At 65.5% G+C, this 11,744-nt stretch carries 13 protein-coding genes and 2 pseudogenes; 10 read left to right on the top strand and 5 right to left on the bottom strand.

What is annotated here, in order from left to right; genetic code table 11:
* Positions 1-459: 459 nt before the first annotated feature.
* The 3 genes and pseudogenes from AC1DWT_RS45695 to AC1DWT_RS45685 all read right to left on the bottom strand — a co-directional run.
* Complete coding sequence (locus AC1DWT_RS45695) at positions 460-717, bottom strand: hypothetical protein (protein ID WP_477925802.1); 258 nt, start codon at positions 715-717, stop codon at positions 460-462.
* 77 nt (positions 718-794) lie between these two features.
* Complete coding sequence (locus AC1DWT_RS45690; RefSeq protein ID WP_477925801.1) at positions 795-1,466, bottom strand: DUF4190 domain-containing protein; 672 nt, start codon at positions 1,464-1,466, stop codon at positions 795-797.
* Positions 1,467-1,777: 311 nt separating this feature from the next.
* Positions 1,778-1,930 (bottom strand): annotated as a pseudogene (locus AC1DWT_RS45685) (N-formylglutamate amidohydrolase); the annotation flags it as partial.
* 173 nt (positions 1,931-2,103) lie between these two features.
* On the opposite strand from AC1DWT_RS45685, the gene AC1DWT_RS45680 reads away from it, so the two are divergent.
* The 3 genes from AC1DWT_RS45680 to AC1DWT_RS45670 all read left to right on the top strand — a co-directional run bounded on the left by AC1DWT_RS45680 (position 2,104) and on the right by AC1DWT_RS45670 (position 4,144).
* Positions 2,104-2,274 (top strand): hypothetical protein, encoded by a 171-nt coding sequence (locus tag AC1DWT_RS45680; RefSeq protein WP_477925800.1) that lies wholly within the window; start codon positions 2,104-2,106, stop codon positions 2,272-2,274.
* A 179-nt stretch (positions 2,275-2,453) separates the two neighbouring features.
* Entirely contained in the window at positions 2,454-2,654 is a 201-nt protein-coding gene (locus AC1DWT_RS45675) for a hypothetical protein (RefSeq protein ID WP_477925799.1), read from the top strand.
* A 251-nt stretch (positions 2,655-2,905) separates the two neighbouring features.
* Positions 2,906-4,144 (top strand): IS256 family transposase, encoded by a 1,239-nt coding sequence (locus tag AC1DWT_RS45670; RefSeq protein WP_477925798.1) that lies wholly within the window; start codon positions 2,906-2,908, stop codon positions 4,142-4,144.
* Positions 4,145-4,726: 582 nt separating this feature from the next.
* Here the strand turns inward: AC1DWT_RS45670 and AC1DWT_RS45665 are convergent.
* The gene (locus tag AC1DWT_RS45665; RefSeq protein WP_477925797.1) at positions 4,727-6,103 is read right to left on the bottom strand and encodes an APC family permease; all 1,377 of its coding nucleotides are present in this window, start codon (positions 6,101-6,103) and stop codon (positions 4,727-4,729) included.
* Positions 6,100-6,975: a carbon-nitrogen hydrolase family protein gene (locus AC1DWT_RS45660; protein ID WP_477925796.1), complete on the bottom strand. Its 876-nt coding sequence runs from the start codon at positions 6,973-6,975 to the stop codon at positions 6,100-6,102. The genes AC1DWT_RS45665 and AC1DWT_RS45660 overlap by 4 nt, the downstream gene beginning before the upstream one ends.
* Positions 6,976-7,187: 212 nt before the next feature.
* On the opposite strand from AC1DWT_RS45660, the gene AC1DWT_RS45655 reads away from it, so the two are divergent.
* The 7 genes and pseudogenes from AC1DWT_RS45655 to AC1DWT_RS45625 all read left to right on the top strand — a co-directional run.
* Positions 7,188-8,084, top strand: a complete 897-nt coding sequence (locus tag AC1DWT_RS45655) for a LysR family transcriptional regulator (RefSeq protein WP_477925795.1) — start codon at positions 7,188-7,190, stop codon at positions 8,082-8,084.
* Positions 8,085-8,203: 119 nt separating this feature from the next.
* Positions 8,204-8,521: a hypothetical protein gene (locus AC1DWT_RS45650; protein WP_477925794.1), complete on the top strand. Its 318-nt coding sequence runs from the start codon at positions 8,204-8,206 to the stop codon at positions 8,519-8,521.
* A 93-nt stretch (positions 8,522-8,614) separates the two neighbouring features.
* The gene (locus AC1DWT_RS45645; protein WP_477925793.1) at positions 8,615-9,766 is read left to right on the top strand and encodes a serine hydrolase domain-containing protein; all 1,152 of its coding nucleotides are present in this window, start codon (positions 8,615-8,617) and stop codon (positions 9,764-9,766) included.
* Complete coding sequence (locus AC1DWT_RS45640; protein ID WP_477925792.1) at positions 9,763-10,023, top strand: hypothetical protein; 261 nt, start codon at positions 9,763-9,765, stop codon at positions 10,021-10,023. The genes AC1DWT_RS45645 and AC1DWT_RS45640 overlap by 4 nt, the downstream gene beginning before the upstream one ends.
* Before the next feature lie 123 nt (positions 10,024-10,146).
* Positions 10,147-10,541, top strand: a pseudogene (locus AC1DWT_RS45635) (transposase); the annotation flags it as partial.
* 202 nt (positions 10,542-10,743) lie between these two features.
* Entirely contained in the window at positions 10,744-10,956 is a 213-nt protein-coding gene (locus AC1DWT_RS45630; RefSeq protein ID WP_317571304.1) for a hypothetical protein, read from the top strand.
* Positions 10,957-11,004: 48 nt separating this feature from the next.
* Positions 11,005-11,744, top strand: a 740-nt coding sequence (locus tag AC1DWT_RS45625) for an oxidoreductase (RefSeq protein ID WP_477925791.1), incomplete at its 3' end; no start/stop codon positions are given.

The raw sequence follows: 11,744 nt of genomic DNA, 5'->3' as shown, positions 1-11,744 counted from the left end.
GCTCTATGAGAAGGGTTCGGTGAGCCGGTGCGCAGCCCACGCCCGCGCGGCGTTCGAAAGCTCGCTCGCAGCGGCGATCACACAGGTCACCCTCATCCACATCGACCGCAGACTCGGCGCCGAGCCGTTGGTCTCGCGGCGTGTCGACGGCAAACTGGTCGAAGGACGATAACCACCGGCCCACACCGCACGGCGGGGCCTGCGCTGAGGCGCCGAGCGCGTGCGAGGAAAGCCCAGGCACAGGCCGTTGCGCAGTGGTGGGGTGATGTCTCCGGTTCGTACTGCAGTCGTCGGTGTGGCGGAYTTGCAGTCGTCGCGACGCCGCGGGATGGGTCTGATTCGCCTTGTGATCTGCACCAGTGGGATGGCTGTCCCGTGAGAGGCGGTGAAGCTGCCGGGCGCTTCGGGGAACGCTCAGACACTCGTCGACGTACGTCGTTGACCAGCCGGGCATTCGGTTCAGTGCAGGGAAACAAGAACAACAACGGCGGCCACCACGACGGCGGTGAGTTCGATGGCACCAAGGATCAGAGCGGCAACGGCGAGACCGGATCCGGTTTCATATTCGCGTCCGCCGGTCTCGACGTAGCCGATCGCACCGAACACCAAGGCTGGAATGAACAAGCCCGTCAGGGCGCAGAACAGTGCGACGATCGCGCACACGTTGGTGCGTTCGACCGTGTCGATGCCGAAATCCGTTTCGTCGACTGCGACCACCCGACACGCTCCTGTCGTTGTTGTGTGGCGTGCGGCCAGGGAGTGGATCCGGCACAGGCCGCCGGCGCCGCCAGTTGTCAGGGTCCGGGTGCCCAGGTACCGGTCCCGGTGCGACCGTTGCTGACGCAGAACAGATCCTGGCCTTCGGGGGAGATCGCGATCCCGGTGGCGGCGGGGTTGCAGCTCTCGCCTTCGGCGGCTTGGCCGATGATCGGCACGGACCTCACCCAGTGTGGGCGGGTGGATCCGGCGTAGGTGCATTTGAGGAAGGTGCCGTCGGCGGAGGTGGCGTGGTTGTCGACGGATGTGTCGCAGTCCCCGTTGACCGTGGGGGAGGTGGTGGGCTCGGGCTCGTCGACGGTGGTGGTGGCTTCGGGCTCGGGTTCGGTGGTCGCCGCAGTGGGGGGAACGAGGGCGGGCGGGACCGCGGAAGCCGGCGTGAGGGCCTGGGCCTGCGCCGAGGGGAGGGAATAACTGGTGGCCGGCGACGAGTCCGTGACCGCGTCCGAGAGGGAGGTCCCAGCCGAATACAGGATCGTCCCGGCGGCAAGTGCCTCCAGGATCCCCAGGATGAGTGCCGCGACCGCGATGGCCCGCCCGGCCGGTCGCCAGAACGCGAGAATGCCGAAGACGATCGCCACGGGGAACAACCCGAGCAGTGCGGCGACGAGAGCGATTACCGCGTACGGGTTGATCGGAGCATGGTGCGGCGACGGTGTCGCGGCCGCCTTGGACAGGTCGACGGTCATCGGCCACCGATCCGTGTGTGAGCGGCACGGTCACGCTCGACGGGGAAGCTCATCGGTCACCTCCGGTAGCAATGTGGGAGGCGACTGCACCCCTCCGCCGATCCTAGGTGTGCCTGCGGTGTGCGCAGGCCGCGGGTACATGATGTGCATTTACGTGAATGACACAGTCGGAAAAAGGATTTTGGTGTGCCCTGCGTCTGAGGAATGCCAGATCGCGGCGGCCGGGACAGCGAAGCCATTCCCGTGATCGCGTCATGACTCTGGGTGTCCGCCGTATCCGGCCGGAAGTGCGCCAAGTTCCCGGTGCGCGTGACGTCGAACGGTGTGATGGACGTGTGGACCCGTAGCTCGATGTCCGTTCCGGTGCGCGCCGCCGGCGTGATGAGGTGTGGATCCGCTGAGATGCCGCCGGTGGCCAGACGGCAGCGTCTCGTCGGCGCTGGGTTTCCGGTGCTTGCGGACATGGGACAAAGGGTACGGGCCCCGGCACCACGGCCCGTCCGGTCGAATGGTCCATCTACCAGTGGAAACGGCATGTCCCCCGAAGGAGAACGCTCGCACCTGCACACCGCCAGCCATTGTCTCGACGTCACCGGGTGGCACAGTTTTGCCGCCCACCCCAGGGCAGGATGAGACCGTGAGTGACCGAACCACAGAAGACCTCGAACGTGAATTCGCCATGCTCGCCTATGTACGCGACCGACTCCGGGCTTCGGAGGGCAAAGACTTCCGTATCCCGACCACCGCCGTCGATCAGGTTCTCGATGAGCTCAACAGTCTCGAACGATCGCCGTGGGATCCGAACTGATGCCATCCGTGCAGAGTTCGGGCGTCGGTCACGGATATTTCGGGTTGGCCGTGCAGGCTGCTTCCGCCACGATGGAGTATCGGACGTCTGGCATGAATTCGACCCGGTGACAGCCGGTTCTGCGCCATACCAGTTGACGAGGAAAGGACTCGGCCCCACCTCGGGCGCCGACACACACGATGACCTCTCTGACTCGCGGGGCGAACAGCCCGATCGACACGGCAACCACGACGGTCGAGGTGACCGGCGCCGGAAGGGAACGGTCGATCTGTTCGGTCGAGATCATCGACACGCTCAGCGACGCTGCGCTGTACGAGTTGCTCCTCAGCGAGTACCCGGACTGGTTGCGCGGGGCACGGAAGGCCCGCATCCTCAGCTGACTCACGACCGGTTCTCGCGGACTTGGTCACGAAGCGACGCGTCCTCGATCGTCCCTGCCAGTTCTCGGGCTGCATGCTGCACGCGTACTTGTTCTGTTGAGCGCGCAGACGCCGGAATCAATCAAGGTTGCGTCCAGCAGAGTGGTGTACGGACCGGATTCGGATCTGACCGGCGTGTCGTAGCCAACGAAGGTGGCCATCGCGTGACTCTTCGAGAGACCGACCAAAGTCACTCGATGAAGGACCACGCGATGACCAGTGCCCACGATATCGACCTGCACCAGTTCCTGACCGACCGCCTCACCGACGCCAGCCCCGACCTGCTGCGCAGCCTGTTGTCCACGTTCATCGATGCGCTGATGGGCGCCGAGGCCGACAGCCTGTGCGGCGCCGGTTTCGGTGAACGCTCGGAGAACCGCACCAACTCCCGGAACGGCTACCGTTATCGGGACTTCGACACCCGCGCCGGAACCCTCGACGTGGCGATCCCCAAGCTGCGGTCCGGCTCGTACTTTCCGGACTGGTTACTGCAGCGCCGCAAGCGTGCCGAACGCGCCCTGACGTCGGTGGTGGCCACCTGCTACCTGCTCGGTGTCTCGACCCGACGGATGGAAAAACTCGTCGACTCGCTCGGTATCACCTCACTGTCGAAATCCCAGGTGTCGGTGATGGCGAAGGACCTCGACGCCCAGGTGGAGGCGTTCCGCAGCCGGCCGCTCGACGCCGGCCCGTACACGTTCGTCGCCGCCGACGCCCTCGTCCTCAAGGTCCGGGAGAACGGGCGGGTGGTGAACGTGCACGCCCTGGTCGCGGTCGGAGTGAACGCCGAGGGTTACCGGGAAATCCTGGGAATCGAGGTCACCTCCGCCGAGGACGGGGCCGGGTGGTTGGCGTTCTTCCGGTCGCTGGTGGCCCGCGGCCTGTCCGGGGTGCGGTTGGTGACCTCCGACGCCCACGCCGGCCTCGTGTCGGCGATCGGCGCCTCCCTGCCCGGGGCCGCTTGGCAAAGGTGCCGGACGCATTATTCGACCAATCTCATGTCCCAGACGCCGAAGAATTCGTGGCCCTGGGTGCGTGCGCTCCTGCACTCCGTTTACGACCAGCCGGACGTCGATTCTGTTCATGCTCAATATGATCGGGTGATCGACGCCTTGTCGGAGAAGCTGCCAACGGTAGCCGATCATCTCGACTCCGCGCGGGCAGACCTCCTCGCCTTCACGGCCTTCCCGAAGCAGATCTGGCGGCAGATCTGGTCGAACAATCCTCAGGAACGGCTCAACAAGGAAATCCGGCGCAGAACCGACGTGGTCGGGATCTTCCCCGATCGCACCGCCCTGATTCGGCTCGTCGGCGCGGTACTCGCCGAGCAGCATGACGAGTGGATCGAAGGCCGCCGCTACCTCGGCCTCGACGTGCTGGCTCGGTCTCGCGGCACCCACGCAACACCCGAACCTACCGAGGAGGTGACGCCGGCGGCTCTGACCGCATAACCCCACGAGGAGTCACGCGACGACCGTCGTACACCACGCCCTGGGACTTGACCTTCGGCCCGGAGTTCAGAGGTCGGAGCTCCGATGGTCGACCTCCCGCAAGAATGCGGTCGAATTCGTCGCGGTTGCCAGATGTCGGAGGTCGCAGCCGCCGCACCGTTGACAGGGGTGCCGCGGAAAAGGACTGACACCTGCTAGGACTGGGAATTCTGGGCTGGATCATCACCCCCATCGGTGCGATCCACTCCCACTGCGCATTGGTCAGATCGGACGGATGCGGCTTCGGCTTGCGACGCTGCTCACGAGAACCCATGCCCCAGCATGAGTTACCTATCCGCTTCGGGGCAAAATCGAATCGCTTTCCAGGCGCGATCGGCTTGTCCGATCGCTCCTACTGGACGAAAGACGTTGATGAAGTGTCATGCGACAAACGCTTGCTGCGTGCCCTGGGGCGCGGCACGTGGCACGACCGGGCACGTCAGGACCGCTGTTCCTGCTCCACGACCCAGGGTACGGCCGCGCCTCACCCGGCCGGTGACGGCGTCGCGATACCGCACGATGCCCCCGGGCGTGGGAGGGGAGCTACGCGGTGACTCTGTCTGTGGCCACGGTGTCGTCGTCGAAGGTCATTTCCGGTGCGGGCCGGCGGAAGCCCTTGGTCAGAACGGCCAGATAGACAATGCCGATCGCCAACCATACGCCGCCGATTTGGAGAGCGACGTCACCGAGCCTCGTGAGCAGATAGACGGAGACGGCGCCGCCGATGACCGGCATCACCAGGTACGAGAAGAGGTTGAGGGTGCGACCGTGTCTGTGCTCTCGGACCAGGTGGGCGATCACGCAGACGTTGACCACGGCGAAGCCGAGGAAAGCGCCGAAGTTGATGAACGAGGTGGCTGTGGTCAGGTCGAGTTTCATGGCGATGACACCGGCGGCCGCGGTCAACAGCAGGTTGTTGACCGGGGTGCCGGTCTTCGCCGACAGCCTGCCGAAGACGGCCTTGGGCAGTACGCCGTCGCGTCCCATGACGTACATGAGGCGGGCGGCGGACGCCTGCAGGGCGATGCAGGAGGCAATGGATCCGGCGATGGTGACGAAGTTGATGATCTCGGCGTACGTCTCGCCACCGACCTGGACCTTCAGATGGTAGGCGGCAGCGTCGACGTCGGCGAAAATCGCACCCGGGTGGACGAGTTGCATCACGAAGGACAGCACGAAGAAGATCGCGCCGGCGGCGATGACGCACCCGACGATGCCTCTGCCGATCGTCCTCGCCCCGCCCCTGGCCTCCTCGCCCAGCGTGGAGAGGGCGTCGAAGCCGAGGAAGGAGTACGCGGCGATGGCGGCGGCTGCAGTGACCGCGCCGATCGAAGTGCCGGAGTTCCACAGGGCGTGCGTGGCGGGTGCGGAGGAGCCGTGTTTGCCGAGGAAGACGACACACAGGGTGGCGAAGAGGACCAGCGACCCCAGGGCGATGAACATCAGGACCTTGTTGACGCGGTCCGCGAGTTTCATGCCGAAGGCGTTGATGGCGGTGGTGATGCCCACCGAGACGATCAGCCAGACCCACTTGGGTATGTCAGGGAACTGGGCGTTGAAGTAGATCGCCGTGACCAGCCAGCCGACCATCGGGATGAAGAAGTAGTCGAGCAGCATCGCCCAGCCGGACAGGAAACCGATGCGGCTGTCGAGCATCTTGCGGGCGTAGGTGTAGACCGACCCGGAACCGGGCACGGCGCGCGCCATCTTTGCGTAACTCAGCCCGGTGAGCACCATCGCGAGGGTGGCGACGGCGAACGCCGTCGGGGCCACGCCGCCGCTGGTGGCGGCGACCACTCCGAAGATCGTGACGACGATGCCGGGGGAGATGTAGGCCAGGCCGAACAGGATGACGGAGAAGAGGCTCAGGTCGCCTTTCAGTCTCATGGTGTTCCCAGTTGTCTGTGTCTCGCCGTTCATCGTGGCTCCTCGGTGGTGTGGGCGGCGTTCCAGGTGGCGGGGTCGATACGGCCCCCGTACAGCGGGAGTTCGAGGGGCGCGTCACCGGGTCGGAACTGGTCCCAGACGCGGTTGAGGCCGGCGGTGCCGTAGCGGCGGACGTTGCTGACCTCGTCGAGGTCGATCACGTCGGTGAGGGTGGAGTCGCCGGCATCGACGGTTTCGGCGCGCACGGTTCCCTGTGGGTCGACGACGAGGCTGCGGCCGATCCCGGACGGGGCGGCAGAGTTGACGCTGGCGACGAAGACCTGGTTGGTGATGGCGTTGGCGCGGCTGAGGACGATTTCCTGCGTGCGGTCGCTCGTCGGGGTGCGGACCACGTTGACGATCAACTCTGCGCCCATCCAGGCCAGATGGCGGGAGACCTCCGGGAACCAGGTGTCGTAGCAGATGGACAGTCCGATACGGCCGACTCCGGCGAGGTCGACGACCTCGAATCGGTTGCCGGGTGCGGTCGTCTCGTAGGGGCGCCACGGGCAGATCTTGCGGTACGCGGCGAGGCGTTCGCCCTGCGGCGAGTAGACGGCTGCCGTGTTATGGACGCGACCGTCGGCGCCGCGTTCGTAGACGCTGCCGGGTACCAGCCAGATGCCCAAGTCGCCCGCGAGTTCGGCGAGGGCAGCGTCCCGTTTGCCGTCGAGCGGCTCGGCGGCCTTCTCCGGCGCGACCGGAACGCCTGGAGCGCTCTCGCCGAGGTGTAGCTCGGGGTAGACGACGAGGGCGCCTGGTGCGCGAAGCTTCATGCGCCGCTCCACGTCTGAGGTGAAGCCTGCGATGTCGTCGGCCGGGCGGCCGGGCGCCTGGGCGAGGATCAGGGGCAAGGGGCGGGCCATGCGGGGAACACCAGCCAATCGAAGATAGGGCTCTAGCGGGAGCAGTTGATGGTGGTTCAGGTGCCGGGGGCCTGGGCCTCCGCGGCGGGGTAGAAGGTGAGACAAGTGTGGGCGTCGTCACCTATAATTTCAAATACTTTCAAGGACTGACTTTCATGCCTTTGAGGCATGCAAGTGCCATGTCTCCTCTATCTTCCGAAAGGCCACTGCCAATGGAACTGCGGGTTCTGCGGTACTTCCTGACCATCGTGGATACCGGTTCTGTCACCAAGGCCGCCGAGGAGGTCCGCGTCGCCCAGCCCTCGCTGTCGCGCCAACTGCGCGGCCTGGAGGCGTCGTTGGGCATGACGCTCTTCGACCGCGGCGGCAAACAGCTGATCCTGACCGCCGCCGGCCGGCGCTTCCTTCCGTTGGCCCGAGATCTGGTCGCCCGAGCGGACGCCGCCGAGGCCGCAGCCGGAGCACTTGCTTCCGGTCGCGCCATGCGGATCACCGTGGCGGCGCCGCCCACCACCATCACGGACGTGATCGCACCGTTCCTGTCCACCTGGGGACCGGAGGATCCGCTCGTCACGGTGCAGGCGGAGAGCCCGGCTCGTGCGTACCAGGCACTGGGGAGGGGCGCCGACGTAGCCATTTCCACGGCGCCTCCGAGGCGCCGTTTCGCCGGGCTGCCCGTGGCACGTCTGCCGCTGTGGGCCTATGTGCGGGCCGACCACGCCTGGGCGGACCGCGACGACGTCACGATCGGGGAACTCGCCGCGGCGCCCCTCATCGTCCTCACCCCGGCGCACAGCACCCGACGCGTCCTGGACCATGCGGTGCAGGACGCAGACGCCTCGTACGACATCGTGCTGGAATGCGACACTCCGCACGTCGCCCAGGCCATGGCGGCGTCGGGCCACGGAATTGCGGTGGTCTCCGACGATCCCCGCTTCGACCTGCACCCGCTGCTGATCCTCGACGGCGCGGGCGAGCCGCTGCAGATCCATCTGCACGCCGCGTGGGACCCCAGCCACTATGCGCTGCGCAGCATCGAGACCTTCGCCACGGGGCTGTCGCGCTTCTGCGTCGAGCAGTACGGGCCTCAGGTCACCGCCCGCGGATGAGCTGGACGTATACCTGGCGGGCAGCCTGATCAGACCGGACAGGCATTGGACGGCGGCCCCGGCGGGCCCCAGGATGCGGCGATATCCGTATCTGTTTCCGGCCCGAGAGGAAACGCACCATGCCAAGACCCTTCTATGCCCGACGGCTGAGCCGTGCCATCGTCGTTACCGTCGCGCTCGCGGCGCTGTGCACCGTCTCGCCACCGACGATCGCGGCGCCCGCCGAAGCCGTGCCCGTACCGGGCGATCCGCTCACCGGAAGCGGTGCGGTGAACCGGACCGAACTCACCGCCGGCCAACTCACCGAGGGCGCCGCCACGGACACGGTCCCGACGGCGCCTTCGCACTGCCCGCCCAGGCAGCACCACCCACCCACAGCTTCGAAGGCACCCTCACCCTCAACGGTCTACCCACCACCGGCGGCTTCCGCGTACTGAAAGACCCGTACGGATACGGAGACACGGCGGCCACCCGGCACCTGCCACCGGTCGACATCGCCCTCGTGCAGAACGGCAGCCACCTCGCGCTGGTTGCAGTACACGGGGAACCAGGCGTGGAACCTGGCGGTGGGCCCCGGCCGCGCGTGGAACGAGGACGGCGACGGCGAACGCACCCGAGCCTCACTGCCGTTCGCGCTCGTCGAGCGCAACGCGAACTGCGTGCACAACGGCGCCCTGATGTTCCTCTTCGACGCCACATCGGTCTCCGAAATCCGCTACCAGATCACCACGGAGACCTGCGAATACTTCCAGCTCGACATGTGGGGCCAGGTACCGGCCGACTACCGGCCCGGCCCCGTCGACGGCGCCGAGAACCTGCGCGACGCGTACGCCTCCGAGGTCGGGGACCGGCTCCCGACCAAGCCCATCTCGGCGCTGGCCACCGACTACCCGAACAGTGGGGTGGACGTAGCGAAGTTCAGCGCCGGCATCACGCCGTCCGCGCTGAGCACCTTCGGCTTCTACTTCGGCGGAGTGCACTATGTGGGCAACTGTCGGACCCGGCAAGGGGAGTACCCGTTCTGCGGCCAGATGCTGTTGCCTTCGTACTCGACCGCGAAGTCGGCGTTCGCGGGAACAGCCATGCTGCGGCTGGCGAAGCGCTACGGCCCTGTCGTCGCCCAGGAGAGGCTCTCCGACCGAATCCCCGAGACCGCCGGCAACACCGCCTGGAGCGGCGTCACCCTCGACCAGACTCTCGACATGGCCACCGGGAACTACACCTCGCACGGCTACGAGACCGACGAAGCGGGCCCCACCATGGCGGACTTCTTCGCAGCCGAGCCCTACGCCGACAAGATGCGACTGGCCCTGTCCTTCCCGCGTAAGGCCGGCCCCGGCAGCCAGTGGGTCTACCACACCTCGGACACCTTCCTCGCCACCCGCGCGATGAACAACTACCTGCAGGACAAGGCCGGTTCGGACGCCGACATCTTCGACATGCTCCGCGACGACGTGCTCGAACCCGTCGGCGTCGGCCCGACTCGCTCGTCTCCTCCCGCACCGACAACAGCCCCGGCGGAGCACCCTTCGGCGGGTACGGCATGTTCTGGACGCAGGACTCCGTCGCCCGGTTCGCCAAGTTCCTCAACAACGACCACGGCGCCGTCAACGGCACGCAGATACTCGACCCGGCACTGCTCACGGCCACCATGCAACGCGACCCGGAGGACCGGGGCATGACCACCACCGGCGCCAAGCCCATGAAGTACCAGAACGGCTTCTGGGGCCAGGAGTTCACCTCCGCCGACAACCCCGCCTCCACCAGCCCCTTCTACGTACCGTTCATGTCGGGGTACGGCGGCATCACGGTCGCGATGATGCCGAACGGCGCCACCTACTACTACTTCAGCGACAACAACGAGTTCAGTTGGAGCTCCGCCGTCGCCGAGGCCACCAAGCTCGCGCCCATGCCCGGCGCGGCAGTTGGTGCGAGATAGACCCAGCGAAGTACCCTCATCGGCCTGGGATGCGCTTCGCCTGACTATGACCGTTGCCGGGGTGCCCCACCCGAACCCCTTCTAGGTTCGACCGGAGACTTCATCCAACGGCGCGCTCGTGGTCGGCCCCGCGACTTCGACACCCGTGCCGGCTCACTCGACGTCGCGATCCCCAAGCTGCGCTCCGGTTCGTAATTCCCGGACTGGTTGCTGCAGCGCCGCAAAACGCGCCGAGAAGGCCCTGACCTCGGTGGTGGCCCCCTGTTCTCCACTCGCCGGATGGAGAAGCTCGTCGATTCCCTTGGCATCACCAGCCTGTCCAAGTCGCAGGTGTCCGTGATGGCGAAGGACCTCGACGCCCAGGTCGAGGCGTTCCGCAGCCGACCGTTGGATGCAGGCCCGTACCCGTTCGTCGCAGCCGACGCCCTGGTCCTGAAGGTCCGCGAGAACGGTCGGGTGGTGAACGTGCACGCCTGGTGGCGGTCGGGGTAAACGCCGAGGGCTACCTCGACGTGCTGGCCCGCTCCCGCGGTGTCCACCCCGACGGYACCGCCACCGAACCCACGCATGAGGTGACTCAAGCGGCGCTGACCGCATAACCACCCAGACGAGGAATCACGCGACGATGTCGTACACCACCTCACGGGACTTGACCCAACCGCTGCGAGAATTTGAGGGCACAAGTCGCGCAGTCGCCGATGTCTCAGTAGGACAATCCGAATGAGCGCGAATCACTACCTAAGCATCGTTGATGATCTGTACTCAAATCAGATCGTCGAATACTCGATCGACTCGCGCGATGTTGCCGAACCTCATGGCGCGATCGACCGTCTGCGGACCTCTTTGATCACGCTGCCGAACGAAACCGACCGCTCGGCACACTGCGTGGCGTTAGTAGGCACCAAAAAGTTCCTAATTGTCACCCAACTGTGACGGACTTAACGTCTTCGGTGACTCGATTTCCAACCGTAAGGCGGTCAGATGCAGACGAACTATGCCGAAGAAGATGTGTTGAAAGATACAGACGATCTACTGTTTTCGCCTCTTCGAATCAATACCACGACGGTCCGTAACAGGTTTCTTCTTCCTGCCATGCAGCGTGGCTCGCGTGGTTACAAGCCAACTGTGGGCATGGCAGATACGCTGCGCTCGACCGCTGAACGGGGCCCGGGAATAATCATTTCCGAGGGGGCCGCACCAGACCATCCGGCGGGATACTGGCAGCCGGCGTTCAGCATTCTCGGCCGTGACACCATCAAGGAATGGGGACATGTCGTCCGTGAGGTCCTCAGTACCGGCGACGTAGTCTTGTTGATGCAGCTGTGGCATCCAGGCGCCCTGCGACTGGTTGTCGACGGTATCGAGAATCCACATCCGGACCATCCTGCATGGAGCCCATCAGGGTTGATCCAGGAGGGCCGTACCAACGGTGTTGCAATGTCGAAGCAGGACCTTGAGGATACCAAAAATGCATATGTCGAGAGTGCTCTTATCGCCCAGCGTCTCGGCGCACACGGGATTGAATTGCATTGCGCTCATGGCTACCTGTTGGATCTATTTTTGTGGCATGAAACGAATAGGCGAACCGATGAATACGGCGGTGAAACCCTAGCCGACCGCGCCGCATATCCTGCTGAAATAGTTTCGGCAATCCGTGCTGCGACGGGCCCTCAATTCATAATTTCAGTGCGTTTCTCGCAGTGGAAGGAGGTGGATTACGG

The organism is Rhodococcus sp. P4_B6 (genome assembly GCF_056402215.1).
The sequence above is the reverse complement of the archived record's forward strand: the minus strand, read 5'-3'. Positions and strand labels throughout refer to the sequence as shown.

Coding starts and splice junctions, on each gene's coding strand:
- AC1DWT_RS45690 (WP_477925801.1), bottom strand. CDS start 1,466: ATGACCGTCGACCTGTCCAAGGCGGCCGCGACACCGTCGCCGCACCAT.
- AC1DWT_RS45675 (WP_477925799.1), top strand. CDS start 2,454: ATGACCTCTCTGACTCGCGGGGCGAACAGCCCGATCGACACGGCAACC.
- AC1DWT_RS45670 (WP_477925798.1), top strand. CDS start 2,906: ATGACCAGTGCCCACGATATCGACCTGCACCAGTTCCTGACCGACCGC.
- AC1DWT_RS45665 (WP_477925797.1), bottom strand. CDS start 6,103: ATGAACGGCGAGACACAGACAACTGGGAACACCATGAGACTGAAAGGC.
- AC1DWT_RS45660 (WP_477925796.1), bottom strand. CDS start 6,975: ATGGCCCGCCCCTTGCCCCTGATCCTCGCCCAGGCGCCCGGCCGCCCG.
- AC1DWT_RS45655 (WP_477925795.1), top strand. CDS start 7,188: ATGGAACTGCGGGTTCTGCGGTACTTCCTGACCATCGTGGATACCGGT.
- AC1DWT_RS45650 (WP_477925794.1), top strand. CDS start 8,204: ATGCCAAGACCCTTCTATGCCCGACGGCTGAGCCGTGCCATCGTCGTT.
- AC1DWT_RS45640 (WP_477925792.1), top strand. CDS start 9,763: ATGACCACCACCGGCGCCAAGCCCATGAAGTACCAGAACGGCTTCTGG.
- AC1DWT_RS45630 (WP_317571304.1), top strand. CDS start 10,744: ATGAGCGCGAATCACTACCTAAGCATCGTTGATGATCTGTACTCAAAT.